The organism is Microbulbifer elongatus, from assembly GCF_020524885.1.
Lineage (GTDB): Bacteria > Pseudomonadota > Gammaproteobacteria > Pseudomonadales > Cellvibrionaceae > Microbulbifer > Microbulbifer elongatus_A.
On sequence record NZ_JAIVKJ010000001.1, the window covers coordinates 631,019 to 651,312 of the forward strand.

General features: G+C 56.8%; 13 protein-coding genes. 9 read left to right on the forward strand and 4 right to left on the reverse strand.

Going from position 1 to position 20,294, the window contains the following annotated elements:
- Window positions 1-21 precede the first annotated feature (21 nt).
- From LC059_RS02570 to mutT, 8 genes are all read left to right on the forward strand, one after another.
- The gene (locus tag LC059_RS02570; RefSeq protein WP_226702261.1) at window positions 22-867 is read left to right on the forward strand and encodes a cell division protein FtsQ/DivIB; all 846 of its coding nucleotides are present in this window, start codon (window positions 22-24) and stop codon (window positions 865-867) included.
- 92 nt (window positions 868-959) lie between these two features.
- The gene (gene ftsA / locus LC059_RS02575) at window positions 960-2,195 is read left to right on the forward strand and encodes a cell division protein FtsA (protein ID WP_226702262.1); all 1,236 of its coding nucleotides are present in this window, start codon (window positions 960-962) and stop codon (window positions 2,193-2,195) included.
- A gap of 76 nt (window positions 2,196-2,271) precedes the next feature.
- A complete protein-coding gene (ftsZ, locus tag LC059_RS02580) occupies window positions 2,272-3,477 on the forward strand; it encodes a cell division protein FtsZ (RefSeq protein ID WP_226702263.1) in 1,206 nt (401 codons plus the stop codon).
- 501 nt (window positions 3,478-3,978) lie between these two features.
- Window positions 3,979-4,890: a UDP-3-O-acyl-N-acetylglucosamine deacetylase gene (gene lpxC / locus LC059_RS02585; RefSeq protein WP_226702264.1), complete on the forward strand. Its 912-nt coding sequence runs from the start codon at window positions 3,979-3,981 to the stop codon at window positions 4,888-4,890.
- 236 nt (window positions 4,891-5,126) lie between these two features.
- The gene (locus tag LC059_RS02590) at window positions 5,127-6,065 is read left to right on the forward strand and encodes a M23 family metallopeptidase (protein ID WP_226702265.1); all 939 of its coding nucleotides are present in this window, start codon (window positions 5,127-5,129) and stop codon (window positions 6,063-6,065) included.
- A gap of 172 nt (window positions 6,066-6,237) precedes the next feature.
- On the forward strand, window positions 6,238-8,985 hold the full coding sequence (secA, locus tag LC059_RS02595; RefSeq protein WP_226702266.1) for a preprotein translocase subunit SecA: 2,748 nt from the start codon (window positions 6,238-6,240) through the stop codon (window positions 8,983-8,985).
- Window positions 8,986-9,092: 107 nt separating this feature from the next.
- Complete coding sequence (argJ, locus tag LC059_RS02600) at window positions 9,093-10,289, forward strand: bifunctional glutamate N-acetyltransferase/amino-acid acetyltransferase ArgJ (protein ID WP_226702267.1); 1,197 nt, start codon at window positions 9,093-9,095, stop codon at window positions 10,287-10,289.
- A complete protein-coding gene (gene mutT / locus LC059_RS02605; protein ID WP_226702268.1) occupies window positions 10,289-10,699 on the forward strand; it encodes an 8-oxo-dGTP diphosphatase MutT in 411 nt (136 codons plus the stop codon). The genes argJ and mutT overlap by 1 nt, the downstream gene beginning before the upstream one ends.
- Window positions 10,700-10,827: 128 nt before the next feature.
- Here the strand turns inward: mutT and nagX are convergent, their stop codons facing one another.
- The 4 genes from nagX to LC059_RS02625 form a co-directional block, all read right to left on the reverse strand.
- Window positions 10,828-11,925 (reverse strand): transmembrane glucosamine N-acetyltransferase NagX, encoded by a 1,098-nt coding sequence (gene nagX, locus LC059_RS02610; RefSeq protein ID WP_226702269.1) that lies wholly within the window; start codon window positions 11,923-11,925, stop codon window positions 10,828-10,830.
- A gap of 266 nt (window positions 11,926-12,191) precedes the next feature.
- The gene (locus LC059_RS02615) at window positions 12,192-15,299 is read right to left on the reverse strand and encodes a glycosyl hydrolase family 18 protein (RefSeq protein WP_226702270.1); all 3,108 of its coding nucleotides are present in this window, start codon (window positions 15,297-15,299) and stop codon (window positions 12,192-12,194) included.
- 278 nt (window positions 15,300-15,577) lie between these two features.
- Entirely contained in the window at window positions 15,578-16,036 is a 459-nt protein-coding gene (locus tag LC059_RS02620; protein ID WP_226702271.1) for a hypothetical protein, read from the reverse strand.
- A gap of 182 nt (window positions 16,037-16,218) precedes the next feature.
- Window positions 16,219-17,361 (reverse strand): fatty acid desaturase, encoded by a 1,143-nt coding sequence (locus LC059_RS02625; protein WP_226702272.1) that lies wholly within the window; start codon window positions 17,359-17,361, stop codon window positions 16,219-16,221.
- A gap of 732 nt (window positions 17,362-18,093) precedes the next feature.
- On the opposite strand from LC059_RS02625, the gene LC059_RS02630 reads away from it, so the two are divergent.
- The gene (locus LC059_RS02630; protein WP_226702273.1) at window positions 18,094-20,112 is read left to right on the forward strand and encodes a sensor histidine kinase; all 2,019 of its coding nucleotides are present in this window, start codon (window positions 18,094-18,096) and stop codon (window positions 20,110-20,112) included.
- Window positions 20,113-20,294 lie beyond the last annotated feature (182 nt).

Genomic DNA, 20,294 nt, shown 5'->3' on the forward strand with positions numbered 1-20,294 from the left:
CAAGCGGGAAGCTGGATCTTCGTGGCAAAAGATAAGGCAGTAACCAGGGGCAAAAAGGCCCCACAAAAAAAAGACCGCGGTAAGCAGGCGACCCGTGGCGCCCGTGCGCTGCCGGATCCCAACGAAGAAGTTGGTCTGCGCCCGCTGCGGCTGGCTCTGACCGTGAGTTTTCTTTTACTGGTTGCCGCGGGCCTCGGGTACAGCGCCCGCTGGTTGTGGCAGCAGGCTCCCGCGGTGGAATTAAGCCGTGTAGACGCACTGGAAAATGTTCGGGTCAAAGCGCCATTTCGCGCGGTGACGGAGACTGAGGTAGAAGATATCCTGCTGCCGCATTTGCGTCAGGGGTTCTTCTCGCTGGACATCGACGAGTTGCGCGGGGCATTGATGGCCCATCCGTGGATCGTCAATGCGGCGGTAAGCCGCCGCTGGCCAAACGGAGTGGAAGTGATGGTGGAGGAAGCTGAACCCCTCGCCATCTGGGGCGGGGATCAGCTGCTGATTGCCAGTGGCGAACTGTTACCGCGGCCCGAGAACCTGAAAGGGCTGCGCCTGCCAGAATTGGCCGGCGACGCGGAGCTGGTGGAGCGAATTATGGCGCAGTACCAAGCGCTGGCTGGGTTGCTGACCACCAAAGATATGGAAGTGCGTCGCCTGTCGTTTGACGACCTGGCAGGCTGGCAACTGGAGCTGGTGAGCGGTATCCGCTTGCAGCTCGGACACGATGAGCTGCTGGAGCGTGTGGGCCGTTTCCTCAGCCTGACGCGCGGCGTACTGGCACCGCATCTGCAGAAAATTGTGGGCGTTGATACCCGCTATAACAATGCAGTTGCGGTGGAATGGAAAGCGAAAGACAAAACAGAAAACTGACAACAAAACAGGCAGATAAAAAGCCGGCCCCAGCCCTGATCCGACATATCTAATGTGGGTCGGCGCTTAAGACCGGCGAGGTTGAAAATTCAATGACGCAAACAACTGAACCACGCATGATCGTCGGTCTGGATATCGGTACATCCAAGGTCGTGGCGATTGTCGGTGAGGTAACCGGAGACGGCGAACTGAATATCGTCGGTATCGGCTCTCACCGCTCTACCGGTATGAAACGGGGTGTGGTGGTCAATATCGAGTCCACGGTGCAGTCCATCCAGCGCGCGGTTGAAGAAGCGGAGCTGATGGCCGGCTGTGAGATTCATTCTGTCTATGCCGGTATCGCTGGTAGCCATATCCGCAGTTTGAATAGCCACGGAATCGTGGCGATCAAGGACCGCGAAGTAACCCAGCAGGATCTGGACCGTGTGATCGATGCCGCGCGAGCGGTGGCGATTCCCGCGGATCAAAAAATCCTGCACACCCTGCCACAGGAATACCTGATCGACAGTCAGGAAGGGGTTAAAGAGCCGCTTGGTATGTCTGGTGTGCGGCTGGAGGCCAAAGTGCATCTGGTCAGCGGTGCAGTAAACGCGGCACAAAATATTGAGAAGTGTATTCGCCGCTGTGGTCTCGAAGTCGAAGACATCATTCTCGAGCAACTCGCGTCCAGTTATGCGGTCCTGACTGACGATGAAAAAGAGCTGGGCGTATGCATGGTGGATATCGGTGGTGGTACCACTGATATTGCGGTGTTTACCGGCGGCTCCATTCGCCACACCGGAGTGATTCCGATTGCTGGCGACCAGGTCACCAATGATATCGCCATGGCCCTGCGCACTCCGACGCCGCACGCGGAAGAACTGAAAATTAAATACGCCTGCGCTCTGGCCAAGCTGGCGCGGGAAGGGGAAACCATCAAGGTGCCCAGCGTGGGCGATCGCGCACCTCGGGATCTTTCCCGTCAGGCGCTGGCCGAGGTAGTGGAACCCCGTTACGACGAACTGTTTACGCTGGTGCAGGCGGAACTGCGCCGCAGCGGATTTGAGGACCTGTGTGCGGCGGGCATCGTGCTCACCGGCGGTTCTTCAAAAATGGAAGGTGCTGTTGAACTGGCGGAGGAGATCTTCCATATGCCGGTGCGTCTGGCGGTACCTCAGGGAATTTCGGGGCTAACCGATATCGTCAGTAACCCGATCTATTCCACCGGTGTTGGTCTGCTGATGTATGCGATCAAGGTGGAAGACAACAAAGGCAGTAATCCCGCGGTTCAGCGCAGCGAAAACCAGTGGTGGGATAAGGTCAAGCACTGGTTCAGGGGCAATCTGTAAGTTGGCGCCCTGAAGCAGAGAATAATTACCTGGATCGATAATTAAATTTGGACATGAGCAAAAAAGGGGAACAGCAATGTTCGAACTCGTAGATAGCGTACAGGACAAGCCTGTCATTAAAGTGATCGGTGTTGGTGGCGGTGGGGGTAATGCCGTCAAGCATATGATCGCCAGCGAAGTTGGCGGTGTGGACTTTATCTGCGCAAACACCGATGCGCAGGCGCTGAAAGATGTGGAAGCGCAGACCATCCTGCAGCTGGGTAATACTATTACCCGCGGACTTGGTGCCGGCGCCAATCCGGACGTGGGTCGCCAGTCTGCGCTGGAAGATCGCGAGCGCATTGCCGAAGTGCTGACCGGTGCGGACATGGTTTTCATCACTGCCGGAATGGGTGGTGGTACCGGTACCGGTGGTGCACCGATTGTTGCGGAGATCGCCAAAGACCTGGGCATTCTTACCGTTGCGGTAGTGACTCGCCCATTCATGATCGAAGGGCGTAAGCGCACCACCGTTGCGGAAGAGGGAATCCTCGAGCTGCGCGACAAGGTGGACTCCCTGATCACCATCCCCAACGATCGCCTGCTGGAAGTGCTCGGCAATAAGATCACCATGAAGGCTGCCTATAAAGAAGCGGACAATGTGCTGCTTGGGGCGGTGCAAGGTATCGCCGACCTGATGATCCGCCCCGGTATCATGAACGTGGACTTCGCCGATGTGCGCACCGTCATGTCCGAGATGGGAATGGCAATGATGGGCTCTGGCGCCGCAGTTGGTGAAAATCGCGCCCGAGAAGCGGCGGAGAAAGCCGTTCGCAGCCCGCTGTTGGACAATGTAAACCTGCAGGGAGCACGCGGTATCCTGGTGAATATCATCACCGGTAGCGAAGAGGCCGGCTGTCAGGAACTTACCCTGGGTGAATACTCTGAAGTTGGCCAGATCGTTCAGGAAATCGCCTCTGATGATGCCACCGTGGTAATCGGCACTGCGGTAGACGACAAGCTGGGTGATGAGATGCGCGTGACCGTTGTTGCTGCTGGCCTGGGAGAGGCAGGTGCTCAGGTTGCACGTCCAACCAAGGTTGTGGATAACACCCGTCGACCAGAGCCGCGTGAATCAACACGTCCGGCTGCAGCGGCGGAATCCGCACGCGAGCCTCAGGATGTGCGAGGCAGTCGTGCCGAGAGCGAGCGTCCCAAGCGCGCTATGCCGGCTCTGAACCCGGCTGATCAGGACATGGAATATCTGGATATCCCGGCGTTCCTGCGCCGCCAGGCAGACTGACTCCGTCCCGCTCTCACCGGAGTGTGGGGCGGAAAACATCTGCTCATGTCATTGCCCGGCCGGTTTGGCCGGGCCCCGCCCGCTCCGGTGTGGGTTTCGGACACCGTTGACCCGGTGTTCGGGGCCTGCGAGGTCAGGAATTTATCACTCTCAAGGTGGAATTCGGGGTCACTCCGTTGTGGCCGCCAGGTTTTGGCTTCAGAGTTAACATTTATTGATCAAATGTTTGCCCTACGGTCAGCCGATATCGCAGTACAATTAGGAACTGGCGCTACAGTTAATTAGAGGCCTTACTGTGCGCTAGTTTGGCGTTACAGTCTTCGCACTGCGCTATGCTTACAGGGATCAGAGCCGAAAAGCTCCGCCCGAAGCTCGTTACGTGATCAAGTGATAGCAGAGGGTGACCAATGCGTTACTTGTAGTTTTGGCGTATATTTTCTGTTACTATCGCCGGCTCGCTGCGGTTCGTGCGCAGCTCACCGAATGGGAACCAAGACATAGATGATCAAACAGCGCACTCTCAAAAATGCTATCCGAGCCACTGGTGTCGGCCTGCATACCGGTAAAAAGGTTGTTTTGACCCTGAAACCGGCGCCGGTAAACAGCGGTATCGTATTCCGTCGGGTTGATCTGGATCCGGTGGTTGAGATTGAAGCGCGTGCTGAAAACGTAGGCGACACCCTGCTTTCTACCACTCTGGTGAAAGGAGACGTGCGCATTGCCACAGTTGAGCACCTGCTGTCCGCCATGGCTGGGCTGGGTATCGACAATGCGATTGTCGAACTCTCCGCTCAGGAAGTGCCGATCATGGACGGCAGTGCCGGTCCGTTTGTGTTCCTGATTCAGTCCGCAGGAATCCAGGAGCAGTCCGCGGCCAAGAAGTTCCTGCGTATCAAGAAGCCGGTTACCGTAGAAGAGGGCGACAAGGTTGCCAGCTTCCTGCCGTTCAACGGTTTCAAGGTGTCTTTCACCATCGACTTTGACCACCCGGTATTCCAGGGGCGCAATCTCAGCTCCTCCGTGGATTTCTCCAGCACCTCTTTCGTAAAAGAAGTGAGCCGTGCGCGTACCTTCGGTTTCATGCACGAAATTGAGTACCTGCGTTCCAAAGGCTTGGTGCAGGGTGGCAGCGTGGATAACGCTATCGTTATCGACCAGTACCGTATTCTGAACGAAGGCGGCCTTCGCTATGAAGACGAATTCGTAAAACACAAGATTCTCGACGCCATCGGCGATCTGTACCTGCTGGGTACCAGTGTGATCGGTGAATTTAAGGCCTTTAAGTCTGGCCACGCATTGAACAACAAGTCTCTGCGCACTCTTATGGCGCAGGAAGACGCCTGGGAAATGGTGACCTTCGAGGGCGAACAGGAAGCGCCAATCTCTTACGTCAAACCGATTCTGGCGGTGTAAGAAGCGCAGACAGCAAAGCCGGCACAGAAATTGCCGGCTTTTTTACGTGCCTTAAACTGGTACGTTGTAATTCAGGCAGCCTGAGGAGCGCGAGTTCGGCAGGTTGCCACCGACCAGGGGAGTGGTCGGGGGGCATAGCAGGAAGCGACAGTCCCATCACCGTGCGAGCGCCACGAGCGCGGGACGGTGAATAAATCATTAAAACAACAAATTGTCGCAATTCTTGCACGCCTGATATGAAAATTATTCTCGTCAACGAGCGTGGGGGTGTTTCCCGCAGCTTCAACTTTGGTGGGCTGAGCAAAGCACTGCTCGGCCTTTGCCTGTTGGGGTTGCCGGTAGGTGCGCTTTGGCTGGGCAGCAACCTCCCCACCGCAGAATCCGACATTTTCGATGCCCGCGCGGTCAAGGCCTGGAACAAGGCCCTGCGCAAGCAGCAGGAAGATATTCAGGAAGCCGATCAGCAGGCCCGCGAGCAGCTCACCGCGTTAACGGTCAAACTGGCGGAAATGCAGGCTCGACTGACCCGCCTCGACGCCCTCGGCGAGCGCCTCACCACCATTGCCAAGCTTGATGAAGGGGAATTCCAGTTCGGCAGTGTGCCGGCGGTAGGCGGCCCGGAAGACCCGGGTATCAGCGGCGCCAGTGAACTTCCCTACCAGCCCCCCGAATTCCTCGACGTCATCGGCGATCTATCTGATCAGATCGAAGACCGCCAGATGCAACTCTCCACTCTTGATGATCTGATGGCTCGACGTCAGCTGCAGGACGAGCAGTTTATCGCCGGGCGCCCGATTTCCCGCGGTTGGATGTCCTCCCGCTATGGCTACCGCACCGATCCTTTCAGTGGCCGCCGCTCCTGGCACAAGGGTGTGGACTTCGCAGGGAAAAATGGTTCTGACGTGGTTTCCGTTGCCGCTGGCGTGGTTACCTGGGCCGAAGATCGTTACGGCTATGGCCAGCTGGTTGAGATCAACCACGGAAATGGTTACAAAACCCGCTACGGGCACAACAGTGAGCTCAAGGTCAAGCTGGGCGACATTGTAAAGAAAGGGCAGGTTATTGCCCTGATGGGCTCCAGTGGCCGGTCCACTGGCCCGCACGTGCACTTTGAAGTCTACAAGAACAATCGCCCGGTAGACCCCGCTACGTACATCCGCCGCACCGGCAGATAACAACTATCCTCTATCATTGCGCGGCAGGACACTTGTAATCCTGTAGTGGCGCCCGCAACTTCATACACAGTTGCGGCGCCTGGCGCCTTCCTGTTTACTTGCACCTTTTCCGCGCAGAGGCCCCGAGACCCGGGCCCGCGGGCACACTCAGCTTTAATGTGGTTTCTGAATAATGATTGGCAAACTGATAAAAACGGTCTTCGGTTCAAAAAATGACCGCGAACTCAAGCGCATGCGTAAAGTGGTCGCCAAGATCAATGCGCTGGAAGAAGAGTACAAGGCGCTGGACAACGATGCGCTGAAAGCCAAAACCGAAGAGTTCAAGCAGCGACTGGCCGATGGCGAGACCCTGGATCAGATCCTGCCAGAAGCTTTTGCCGCTGTGCGAGAGGCTGGTGACCGCACCCTCGGAATGCGTCATTTTGATGTGCAGATGATTGGTGGTATGACCCTGCATGAGGGCCATATCGCTGAGATGCGCACCGGTGAAGGTAAAACCCTGGTGGCAACCCTTCCGGCCTACCTGAACGCGCTGGAGGGCAAGGGCGTTCATATCGTAACCGTGAATGATTACCTGGCGAGCCGCGATGCCAACTGGATGCGCCCGGTGTATGAATTCCTTGGGCTGACTGTGGGCATTGTGGTTTCCCAACAGCACCCGGAAGACAAAAAGGCCGCCTATCAGGCCGATATCACCTACGGTACCAACAACGAATTCGGCTTCGACTACCTGCGCGACAACATGGTTCTGCGTAAGGAAGACCGCACCCAGCGCCCACAGAACTTTGCCATTGTTGATGAGGTGGACTCCATCCTGATCGACGAAGCGCGTACCCCCCTGATCATCTCCGGTGCTGCAGAAGATTCCTCACAGCTGTATATGGCGATGAACAAGCTGGTACCGCAGCTGGAGCGCGGTGAAGAGGGTGGGGAAGGCCACTACACCGTGGACGAGAAGACCCGTCAGGTGGAAATGACCGAAGACGGTCACCAGCTGATTGAAGACCTGCTGACCCGCGGCGGCCTGCTGAAAGAAGACGAATCCCTGTACGCGCCCGGCAACCTGGGCTTGCTGCACCACGTGAATGCCGCGCTGCGCGCGCACGTGCTGTTCCACAAAGATGTGGACTACATTGTGCAGAATGGTCAGGTGGTACTGATCGACGAGCACACCGGCCGCACCATGCCCGGCCGCCGCCTCTCCGAGGGCCTGCACCAGGCGCTGGAAGCAAAGGAAAACGTGCAGATCCAGAGCGAGAGCCAGACCTTGGCCTCCACCACTTTCCAGAACCTGTTCCGTTTCTACCCCAAGCTGGCCGGTATGACCGGTACTGCGGATACCGAAGCCTTCGAGTTCCGCCAGATCTATGGTCTGGACGTAGTGGTGATTCCCACCAATAGAGAAAAGCAGCGCGAAGACCTGAACGACCTGGTGTATCTGACCAAGGACGAGAAGCTCGAAGCCATCATCGAAGACATCAAGTACTGTCGCGACAAGAAAGCGCCGATTCTTGTGGGTACCGCGTCCATCGAGACCTCTGAAGAGATGTCTCGCATGCTGCAGAAAGCCAAGATTGATCACCAGGTGCTGAACGCCAAATTCCACGAAAAAGAAGCCCAGATCATCGCCCAGGCCGGCCGCCCGGGAACCGTGACCATCGCCACTAACATGGCGGGCCGCGGTACTGACATTGTGCTCGGCGGTAACTGGGAAGCGGAAGTCGAGGAACTTCAAGAGCGCGAAGGTCGCGAAGCCACCGCCGAGGAAGTCGAAAAGATCAAGGCGGAGTGGAAAGAGCGTCACAACACGGTGATCGAGGCCGGCGGTCTGCACATCATCGGCACCGAGCGTCACGAGTCCCGCCGGATCGACAACCAGTTGCGCGGCCGCGCCGGGCGCCAGGGCGATCCGGGTGTAACCCGTTTCTACCTTTCCCTGGAAGATAACCTGATGCGTATCTTCGCCTCCGACCGGGTGAAGAACTTTATGCAGATGCTGGGCATGGAGCGCGGTGAAGCCATCGAACACCGCATGGTGTCCAACGCCATCGAAAAGGCTCAGCGCCGTGTGGAAGGCCGCAACTTCGACATCCGCAAACAGTTGCTGGAATATGATGACGTGGCCAATGACCAGCGCCAGGTCATCTACTCCCAGCGCAACGAGCTGCTGGAGGCGGATAGCATTAGCGATACCATCAATGCCATCCGCGAAGATGTGGTCAACGAACTGATCTCCAGCTATGTGCCGCCACAGAGTGTGGAAGAGCAGTGGGATATCCCTGCGCTGGAGCAGCAGCTGGCCTCCGAACTCGGCCTGCAACTGCCGGTACAGCAGTGGCTGGATGAGGATCGCACTCTGCACGAAGAGAGCCTGCGCGCAAAAATCGTGGAAGAGTCGCAACAGGCCTACCAGAACAAGCTTGCTCGCATTGCTGAGAGCACCGGTGACGAAAACCTGATGCCGACCATTGAGCGTCAGGTCATGTTGCAAGTGCTGGACCAGCTGTGGAAAGAGCACCTTTCCAGCATGGATCACCTGCGTGCCGGCATTGGCTTGCGTGCCTACGCCAACAAGAACCCCAAGCAGGAGTTCAAGCGCGAATCCTTCCACCTGTTCCAGAGCCTGCTGGACAACCTCAAGCACGAGGTGATTCGTGTGCTGGCGCATGTGGAGCCAATGACCCGCGAGCAGATGGAAGAGATGGAGCAGCGTCGTCTGGAAGCGCAGCGTCGCCAGCAGCTCGAACTGCAACACGCGCAGGCATCCGCCATGCCGGAAGCAGAAGCCGCACAGGCTGAGGTTGCCCCGGAGCCGGTGCGCCGGGGTCCCCGCGTCGGCCGCAACGATCCCTGCCCATGTGGTTCCGGCAAGAAATACAAGCAGTGCCACGGTAAGCTGACTTCTTCTACTCCCACCTGATTGCGGAGTAGCAAATGAAAAGGCCCGCTCTTACCAGCGGGCCTTTTTATTTATAATTCGCCCTTCAACGCTTTTGCTAAATGTATCTTGCTCAAGGACGTAACCTCATGGCGCAGCCACTTCCCCAGATCCCCGGTGTCCGTCTCTCGGCCGTTCCCGCCAAAATTAAGAACTGGCAGCGCGACGACCTGCTTCTGATCGAAATCGCCGAAGGGGCGAGCGTCTCTGCCACTTTTACCCAGAATGCCTTTTGTGCGGCGCCGGTACTGGTGGCAAAAGATCACATCCGCCAGGGCAACATCCGCGCGTTGCTGATCAATGCCGGTAATGCCAATGCGGCCACCGGCGAACGCGGTGTGAGAACCGCCGAGCAGAGCTGTGAGGGTGTCGCCAAGGCACTGGGTATCAGCGCACGGCAGGTGCTTCCGTTCAGCACAGGTGTCATCGGCGAGCATCTGCCGGTAGAAAAAATCCTCGATGCGCTCCCCGCCGCAGTGGAGAAACTGCAGGCGGATGCTTGGGACAGTGCCGCCAAAGCCATCATGACCACCGATACGCGCCCGAAGACTGCGAGTCGCACGGTAGAGGTTGCGGGAGTAACGATCACCATCGCGGGTATCGCCAAGGGCGCGGGCATGATCCAGCCAAATATGGCGACCATGCTGGCTTATGTGGCTACTGATGCCCGTATTGGGCAGCCGTTACTCGACGAACTGGTGAAAGAAGCGGTAGGTGCGTCCTTCAACCGTATCAGTGTGGATGGTGACACTTCCACCAACGACGCCTGTGTATTGATTGCCAGTGGTACGACCGGTGAGGAAATTGGCCCTGACAGCGATGCCTATGCGCAATTGAAAGCGGCAATTGTCGATGTGCACATCGAGCTGGCGCAGGCCATCGTGAGAGACGGCGAGGGGGCGACCAAGTTTGTCACCGTGCAGGTAAACAATGCAGCCAGTTCAAAAGAAGCGCTGCGCATGGCGTTTGAGATTGGTGAGTCGCCGCTGGTGAAAACAGCCATGTACGCCTCCGACCCCAATTGGGGCCGCTTGGTAATGGCGATCGGTAACGCCGGTGCAGAAAATCTGGATACCAGCAAGATCAGTGTTTTTCTCGATGATGTACAGATCGTCGATGCCGGTGGTCGCGCGGACAGTTATACCGAGGAAGCGGGCCAGAAGATTTTTGAACAGCCTGAGTTCACCATCACCGTCGACCTGCAGCGGGGTGATGCCTGCGAGCATATCTGGACCTGCGATTTTTCACACGAATACGTCACCATCAATGCGGAGTACCGGACCTGATGGGGGGCTCGGGGATCAAGCATATTCACGTTGCGGTTGGAGTAATCCTCGGTGCTGATGGCCGCATTCTTCTAGCCAAACGCCCGGATCACCTCCACATGGGTGGACGATGGGAGTTTCCGGGCGGCAAGGTCGAGGGCAATGAGTCCATTCAGCAGGCGATGACACGCGAGTTGAAAGAAGAGCTCGATATTGAAGTGAAAGCCATGGAACCATTAATCGAAGTTCGCCATGACTACGGGGACAAGCAGGTGTTTCTGGATACCTGGTTCGTTACCGAATTCAGTGGTAAAGAACGCGGTGTCGAGGGGCAGGAGTTGGCCTGGGTTTCTGTTTCAGAGTTATCTGATTTTCACTTTCCGGATGCTAATCAGCCTATTGTTGAAGCTTTGATTGTGCGCATTGGTTAAGTCCGGGCCTCGCTAAGTTCTTTTGTGAGTTAGGTGGCGGAGAAGCACTGGGTGTGGGTTTTCAGGATCGCTGTGAACCCATTCCGCTGCTCTGCCGCCACCGGTTCAATAACGCCGGGCCCCGAAACTCAGGGACTAATAAAAATCCCGCGCTTGAACAAGAATCGCAGCACCAACCACTGCAGCAAAATCACACCACAGGCAATCACTAAAATCCCTGCCGCTTCGGGCAAGGCTGAAGCAATCCCGCCAAACACACTTTTACTCGTGTACTGCCAGTTCACCAAACTGGTTCCGAGATACACCAGAATGGCATTGCAACCAATCACCGAGAAAAAGTACGTGAAGGTTTTCCAGTGCCACATATCCACGAGTAGGTAAAAGATCCCCAGCAGCAATAGGCAGCAGCCGCAGGTGATCAACACAAAAGAGCTGGTCCAAAGCTCCTTGTTCACCGGATAAATCCAGTGCCAAAGGACACCCGCCAGCAGGCAGGCCGCGGCGCCGATAAACAGGCCTTTCAGGATGGCCCCGTGATTACCCGCATTCTTGCTGAGCCAACGACCCGCGAATACGCCAAACATCGCATTGACAATCGCCGGAATGGTGGAGAGAACACCTTCAGGGTCGTAGGCACGGTTTTGATAAGTAATGCCAGGCAGTAAATGCTGGTCTACCCACGCATTTACCGAACCGTTTGGCGTAAAGTCACCAGCAACGGCCTGAATCAGCCAGTACCCAAACAAAATACCCGCGGTAATCGCGTACTGTGTGCGAATACCAAAGTGCCACACGATCATTGCCGCAAAAAACCAGGCGAAACCGATGCGGGCCAATACACTGGCGTAGCGGATCTCGCTCAGATCCGCCGGAATACCGGTTCCCCAGCCGTGGTTGTAAAGAATGCCCAGCAAAATGAGAAGGAATAGCCGCTTTAATGCTTTGCGGTACACCGGCGTCCTTTGGCTAAACGGCAGTCCACGCAGCGACTTGTTGGCAAGCCCCAGGGTGACGCCGGACAAGAAAATAAACAGCGGAAAAATAAGGTCATAAAAGCTGAATCCATGCCACTCGGTGTGCTGCATCTGCCCGTTGCCGAACTGGAAAATGGACCAGCCGGTGAGCGCAAATAGCGGCAGGAATAAAGCCTCGCCACCGATGATCCAGAACATGTCGAAGCCGCGCAGGGCATCCACCGAAGCGAGTCGTTGTTTTTTATTGATCATGATTGTTACTGCTAATCAATTGTTGTAGTGAGTCGAAACATCATTGGCTCCCATGATAGGGCATGTACAGAGCCGAAATCATGGTGCCAGAAACCAAAAAAGCCCCGACCGAAGTCGGGGCGAACATAGGAGCATTTCCTGTACAGGAGATCCCTATCAGTTACAACGCAGAGAGAATTTTCAAAAGCTATCGTTAACTACATTCCATCCTGTGAGATTTGGCCAGCGCTGCGTCGCCGGCCGGGTAACTCCGTTTCAGTGCCCGATCAGATCGAGCAGACAAACTGCCAGCTGCCATCTGCAGTGCCCGGTACCGACTGGGTCCACCACTTGGCTTCGAATACACTGCCGTCGTGAATGATCCGGTCACCGCCAGCGGCGTGATTGCTGCGCGGCCACTCGGGGTAGGTCACCAGGCCACTGGTGCTGACACCTGCAGCGGCACAGGTTTCACTGCCGCCACCCGAGGAACTGCCACCTGAAGAGGAGCCGCCGCTGCTGAGTTCAGCAACCGGCAGGTCTGGATATTCGAATGCCAGTGCGTAGGTAGTACCGTTAACGGTGGCGGTATAGGCCTGTGGGCCGGATACCGGGAGGTAGTAGTTCAGGGTCATATCCCAAGATTCACCATCCGCCAGATCCTGCCAGCCGGGGAGGCTGAAGCGCACGCGGTGGAATTCATTTTCCAGGCCGCCCACATTGCCGCCGCCAGCATTGGCGCCGTCCTCAATCACTTCCAGTCCCGCACCGCTCTGGTCGGTGATGATGTTGGAAGTGGAGGTCGGCATATCGAACTCAAACACGGTGCCGCCGGGGAGGGTGCCGCCGGTGTTGTTGGTGATATACAGCTTCGGATTCAGCGGGTAGTTCTGATCGCCCAGTTTGAACTCGGTGATTTCGATACCGATATTCAGTGCTTCGTCTGGTACTACGCGATCGGTGCGCAGGTGGCGGTAATCGCTGGCATTGGCGAATTTGTCGTAAGCGAGGGTGGTGAGGGTGTCACCCATGTAGTACTCGCCCTTTGCTGCGTCGAAATCGTAGTCGCCGGCCAGTTCCCAGAACATGATGCCGCCCACGCCCTGGTCGATGACGTACTGCACCTTGGCGTCCATGGACTCTTCATCTTCGGTGGAGATGAACACGTTCTTCTGGGCGTTCCACAGCCACGGCGCTTCGGACACGCTGTCGTAGTTGCGCACATAGGTGCCTGTCAGCGCGTCATCCGGGTCGTTGGCCGGGTCCAGGCCGTAGTCGGTTACGTAGCTGCCGAGGATGCCGTTTTCCAGGTTCTTGGCGTGCCACATGGGGTTGGAGCCCGCGCCCATTTCGTTGCCGCCTTCGTCCAGGTCGTGCCACATGTTGTCGATACCGACCGCACCGTGGCCGCAATCGGAAGCACCGCCGGTGCCCTCGGGACACTCGGACTGTGCCGGCAATGCCGCAGAGCCGCCCAGGCCGTTGTCACCACCAGAGACGCCTTGCCAGCCTCGGGTGTAATAGGGAATACCCACGTTGATACGTCCCGCGGGCATGGAGCCACGGAAGTACTTCACTGCCCAGTCGATATTCAGGTAGCCGATGCCACCGTACTGGGAGGTGCTGTACACGCTTGCCGCCGCCAGCTCCGGATCGTTGCCGTTGTCGAACAGTGCCGAGTTGTGGCCAACGTATTCATTCCACGCCCCGTGCAGGTCGTAGGTCATGATGTTGACGTAATCCAGGTACTGGGTGATCTGCATGGTTTCCATGCCGCGCAGCAGGTAGCCGGAGGAGGGCGAGGCGATGGTCAGCATATAGTGGGTGCCATCTTCTTCACCGGCCTGGTCCAGCTTCTCGCGCAGTACTCGCATCAGCTCCACATAGGAGTCCATCAGCGAGCCGCGCAGGGAGTTGGCAATGCCGAAGTCCAGCGGATTGCCGGCGTCGTTCATACTGGTCGGGTATTCGTAATCGATATCCACACCGTCGAAGCCGTACTGGCGGATAAAGTCCACGGAGGAGTTGGCGAAGGCCTCGATACCCTGGTGGTTGATACTGCCATCGGCGTTGGTGGTCATGGTGTAGAAACCACCATCGGCCACGCGGTCGCCGTTTTCATTGAAGTGGCCGCCAGTTTCGGCCCAGCCACCCACGGATACCAGGGTTTTCACCTCCGGGTGCTGTTCCTTGAACTTGGACAGCTGGTTGAAGTGGCCCTTATAGGGGTAGTTCGGGTCGGTTTCCGCGCCGGCAATACCGGGCCACTCCATACCGGTGGCCGGGTTGGCGGGGTCACTGGTGTTGCCCACAGAAACGGAGTAGTCGCTGCCTACGTGCGCGAAGGCGTAGTTGATATGAGTAATCTTGCCCCAGGGAATATCTTTCACCAGATAGCTGGGCTGGCCGTTGGCGCCATTACGCCAGCTGGTGAAGTAGCCAATGATGCGGCGAGGGTGGTCGGCACCCATGTCTTCACGACCTTCTGCGTCGTAGATATCGCAGTAATTGGGGGCGGTGCCTGGGGTGGTGTAAAGGCCGTCCGGGCGGCAGGGGAAGTCGCCAATGACTACCTGCTCGTCTTCCACGGAGATGCTTGCTTCCGCAGAAGCTTCAAGGCCGTCGTTATCGGTGGCTACCGTGGAAATGTTGTGATTGCCCAGCGTAGCAGTCCACTGGGTGCTGTAGGGCGCACTGGTATCGGTACTGATCAGGCTGCCGTCGACATAGAAGGCGACCTGGCTGACGGTGCCATCGCTGTCAGTGGCACTGGCGGTGATGGTCAGGCTGTCGCCGGTGGTGTGGCTGGAGCCATTTGCCGGGGCGGTAATGCTTACCTCTGGTGCGAAGGGACCGACGACGACCTCTTCAACCGTAATGGAAACCGGCGCAGTGGTGGTGCTCAGACTGTCGTTATCGGTGATACGCGCGGTCAGGCTGGGCTGGCCGGTGGTCGCGGTCCAGGTGGTTTCCCAAGGGGCAGCGGTATCCGTGTCGATCAGCGTACCGTCGACGAAGAACTCGACCGTGGTGACCTGGCCATCTGCATCGGATGCGGACACGGAGACGACAACGCTGTCATTTTCGCTGACGGTAATCCCCGCGGTCGGTGCGGTAATCGAGCCTTGGGGTGGCGTCAGCGGCGGGTTGCCGTCGTCACAGGCGCCGAGCAGTTTCCATTCCTGATATTGGCCGGAATACTGTTCGGGGTTCTGGTTTTGCGTCCACCACTTCGCCTCATAGGCGTTGTCGTTGTACTGAACCTGGGCACCACCGGAGTAGGAGGGCCCCGCTTCCCAGACCGGGAGGGAGCTGCAGTCCACAGCGGCGTAGCCGTGTCCCGCGGAGAGCATGGCAGCGGTCACCAGACCGAACCGGAGCTTGTTATTGATCATAAATTGTTCACCTTGCGGCAGATTATTTTTATAGGAATTCGACGCCAGAACCTCGACGCCGCTAAATGACATCGCTGTCAAAATAGCAATCGGGGTACGGCGTGGCAACAAGGCGGATTCATCAAACCGTCACATTTGTGATTTTTTGCGCCAATTTCGCCGAATTTGCTTTGTCTTTGGGAATTCTGTCACAGCCTCCGCGCCGGAGAATGGCGCGGAAATGTGGTTTCTGTCGGGTGACGCTGGGAGCGGTGAGGGTTATCTGGCAGTAGTGCCCGCTACATATCCCAGAGAGAATTGGTGGCCATGGAGAGCGTAATTCGCTCTTTGTCCTGAATATGTTTCAGGTTCTCGAAGACTTCTTTGACTTCCGCAGACTCGATGGATCCATACACGGAGTGGTACAGATCGGAGAAATAGCGATCGACTTCCTGCCCGAGCTGATTGATTTCCTCAATGCTGGGCTTGTCGCTCAGGTAAAGGTTCTTGACCAGGTCACCGGCGCTCTCTTCGTGGGTGTACTGGAGCCAGGTTTGCATCACTTTCTGTTCTGCAACGGCACCGTAATTCTTGAGGTTGTTGGCCATGCGTAACTCGTGCTCGTGCAAGTGCTTGAGCAATAGCTGAGTGCGGTTATCTTGCGCACTTTCCAAGAGTTGCTGGTAGACACCGGCCATGTCCAGGTGGAATTTTTGGGCGTTCTTGAGAACTTCGTGGGCCTGTTTGAACGTCTTCATCTCTGCGCCTTCTCAGTGGTTGAGTCAATTATAGTTTTCTCAGAGGGGCCGTCGGTTGGCGAACTGCAATGTCTCTCTTATGGTTATAGTGCATATCCACGGGCGTTCAAGTCCTCTTTTCAGCGATACCGGCTTGGAGCCAGATACAAAAAAGGCGACCGGAAGGGTCGCCTTGTTCAATCTCACGCTGCCGCTGGGGCCAAGTGGAATTGCTCCATCATGATCTGCAGGCGCTTGCGCTGCATCTTCAGGCTGTACTCCAGCTCTTTTACCCGGGTGCGTATGGTGGCACCTTCCCAGGTACTCATCAGGCGCTCGCGGGCATTTTCATAGCGCTGTTGCTGCAACTCTTTCCACTCGGCGAGCGCCTCGGAAAAGTCCTGCGCCTCGCGCTCCAACAGTTGCTTCCAGCTTTCGCGGTGCTTGGAGTTCTCTAGCTTTTTCTCCGCGCGTTTAAACTGCATGGTCAGCATGGCGCGCTGAATGCGCATTGCCGGCACGGTTTTCAGATTGCTCGCCAGGCCCAGCCAGCTGGCGGTCTTGATCAACCATTTGGTGGGATCCCACTGGTACCAGCGGATGCCGTTGCGGTAGTCGGTCTGAAAAATATGGTGGTAGTTGTGGTAGCCCTCGCCGAAGGTGAAAAACGCCAGCAGGTCGTTGTCCCGCGCGGTGTTCTCATCGGTGTAAGGGCGGCGGCCCCAGATGTGAGCCAGGGAGTTGATGAAGAAAGTGGTGTGGTGATTGACCACGATGCGCAGTACACCGGCGAGCAGCAGCATACCGATCACGTCGCCGGTAAGCAGGCCGAGTACCAGGGGTACGCCCACATTCATCGCCACAGTAATGGGGACATAGTGATTGTGCTGCCACATCACGATCTTGTCCCGCTGCAGATCCTTGGCATTGTCGAAATCTACTTCCCCGCTAGGGTACTCCCGCAGCATCCAGCCGATATGGGAGAACCAGAAGCCGCGCTTGGCGGAATAGGGATCGTGATCGTTGTCGTCACAGTGCCGATGATGGCGGCGGTGACCGGAACACCAGATTAGTGCACTGTTCTGTAGCGCGGCGGCGCCAAATAGTGCGTAAAAGAGACGTAGAGACCAGTGTGCCTCGTAAGTGCGGTGGGACCACAGGCGGTGATAGCCCGCGGTAATGGAAAAACCACAAAAGGCACCCAGCACGGCGAATGCCAGCCACTGGTACCAATGGTATCCAACCAGGAAGCCGTACAGCGGTACCAGGGTCACGGCCACCAGTGCGGTACTGGCAAAAAGTATGGTCGTGAGCCAGATACGGGGGGCTTCGGGAACTGCTTTCATATATTTACAACCTTGTTTGAGCCTGCCGATCTCGATTCCGGCGGAGTGCGCGCGGGTCGAAAAAGAAATCCTACCGCAGATGTGCTGCCGGGACACGTTATTCGAGGGCAGCTTGACCAATTTGAGACATCTCAAGTGACCGATAGTGCCGCGCAGGTGATGGGAAAGGAGTAGGCAAGGGCAAGAAAGTCACATTGCATCGGAATGGTCGAAAAAATGCTTTGTTATGGTGCAATAGTGGATTTTTGCGTTCATTCTTGGGTCAAGCGCTGTCATTTTCCAGTATCAGGAACATAATTAGCACAATTATCACGCTGGCGCGCCGTTCTTGCTGGTTGCCAAATGATCGGTTTTCCGCCAGAAATCGCTTTTTTGATTATTTTTGAGTTATTTCTCAAAGTTGGCACAAGGGTTGCAATACCTTAGGCGTGGGCCGCGAGGTCCACGCTCCGGGAATCCATCACGGGTTATGGCATACGAAATAATGCGTGACTTCCCGTTTTCTCTCATCATCGCTATTTTGGGCCCCGCATTGCGGGGCCTTTTTTTATCTGCAGATAAGTGATTCACTAGCTCTCAATATATCCGGAATTTTGCGGCGTTCGCCGCGGTGCTGGTGCCGTGACGTCGGGATGGGGCTAGCCAGGGTAGGCCAGGGTAAACCAAATCCAGGTACGCCAAGCCAAGGTACGCCAATTTAGTATCTAGCCAAGCTAGTGAAGAGCCAAGATAGTGTCGAACTCTGATCTCTCTCAAACCCAAGCGGTGGATCTGAACCTCGCCACGCCCGGCGAGCTCGAAGACCTGAAGCCACAGCAGGCGCTGACACAGGTGCGCTATCTGCACAGCTTGCTATTGAGCGCCAATCGGGGAGTTTGGGAATGGCACCCGGATAGCGGCACCCAGCGCGCCACCGGCAACCTCTGGCTGCAATTGCACCGCGATCCAGAGGCGGCACTGTCTGGTGTGTGGAGTGGTGATCTCGCTCTCGTGCACTCCGATGACCGCGACGGACTGCTGAACCTGCGCTCGCGGCTCTGCCAGCAGGGTACTTTTGTCGACGCGACTATCCGTGCCTACGCCCGCGACGGCCAGCCAGTGTGGTTGCGTCTGTGGGCGCGTGCGTTTACCGCACCCTCTGGTGAGCGCTTTTTCCTGGGTGGCTGTACCGATTACAGTGAGTCCCTCTCTCCCCGGTCTCTTTCCTATTTTTCTGGTGAACGCTTCCATTCCGCGATGGATATGGTGGGCGATGGCCTGTGGGAGTGGGATCTGCGCGTGGATGAAGTTGTTCTGGACGATGCGTGCTGGCGTATGCTCGGGTATTCTCGGGGCCAGAGTGAGTCAGATGCTCGCGCTGCGCTTGCGCGCTGGAAGACGCATATGGTTGCGGACGACTATCCCGAAGTAAAACAGGCAATGGAGGACAATGTCCGCGAGCAGCTGCCGTTGGATGTCGAATTCCGTCTTCGGCATCGGGAAAGGGGGATTGTGTGGGTGCGTTGCCGCGGTAACGTTCAGCGCAGCAGCGCCGGGCAGCCTATTCGCGTGCTGGGCACTTTGCAGGACATCACTGCGGTCAAGAAAAAACAACTCAAGCAGGATGAAGAGCTGCAGCGGCTTAAGCAGGAAAGTTCGAGCAGAACGGAATTGATCTCCAGCCTGAGTCATGAACTTCGAACACCGCTGAATGCCATTCTGGGTTACAGCCAGATGGTGGAGCTGGACCAGAGCCTGAACCCGGATCAGCGTTTGCGCCTGGCAGAGATACGCAAAGCCGGGCAACACCTGTTGCACTTGGTGAGCGACGTGCTGGATCTGGCGCGTATTGATAGTAATCGGCTGGCGCCGTCTATTGAGGCGGTACAGCCCGCTCCCCTGGTAGCCGATTGTCGTCAGTTACTGGAGCCTCTGGCAGAAACCCGCAAGGTCAGCCTTACCTTCGAACCGCTGGGCTGGGAGCGTGCATACGTGCTGGCGGACCCGACCCGGTTCAAACAAGTGGTGCTGAATTTGGTGGGCAATGCCATCAAATACAATCGGGAAAATGGGCGGGTAGTGATTTCCTTTGCGCCCCAGGCAGAGGGTTGGCTGCGCCTCAGCGTACTCGATACCGGTAGTGGGATCGCTACCAGAAAACAGTCGCAAGTCTTTGAACCCTTTAATCGACTGGGTATGGAGCAGGGTAAAATTGAGGGCACCGGCGTAGGGCTCGCCATTGCCCGGCAGCTTACCGAGGCCATGGGTGGGCGCATAGGTTTTGACAGTGAGGAGGGGCAGGGCTCCGTGTTCTGGGTGGAGTTCATGATGAACGACGCACCCAGTGAAGTGTTGCAGATGGCTGCCCGACCGGATTACACGAGTATGCTCCCGGCCTGCCGCGTAATGTATATTACCGGAAGGTCGGCTTGGGCAAACCGAATGAAAGGGGTGTTGGCGTCGGTACAGCAGGTAGAGTTACAGATTGTCAGTGATGCCATGAAGGGGATTTTCAGTGCGCGCACCGGCAGTGCCGATCTCATGATTGTTGACGCTGAATTGCCGGGAATCTCGTTAAGAGACTTTGCAGCCATAGTGCGCGGGGATGTTGCGACGGCGAGTATTCCTCTGCTGGGTATTATCGACCAATCTACCGATTGTCTCGATGCTTGTGTCCCTAGTAGTTACGACCTCCCGGTGCTGGCAGAAGCGTTACGCTACTGCCTGGGGTTAAAAAATGACGTTATCGCGCAGGGTGGCGGGTCACTCTGACGGTAGAGTTGTTTACAGGATGTTTATAAGCAGCCGATAGTGTCGGCTGCACAAAATAATAAATACCAACCTAAAAGGAAGTAGTGGTTGATGTCCGTTCACTTTCCCGGTGGGAGCAAGTTTCCCCTATTTACTGGTGAGAATTGTGCGGCGCATAGCGCTGCGCCAATCAGTCCACTGTC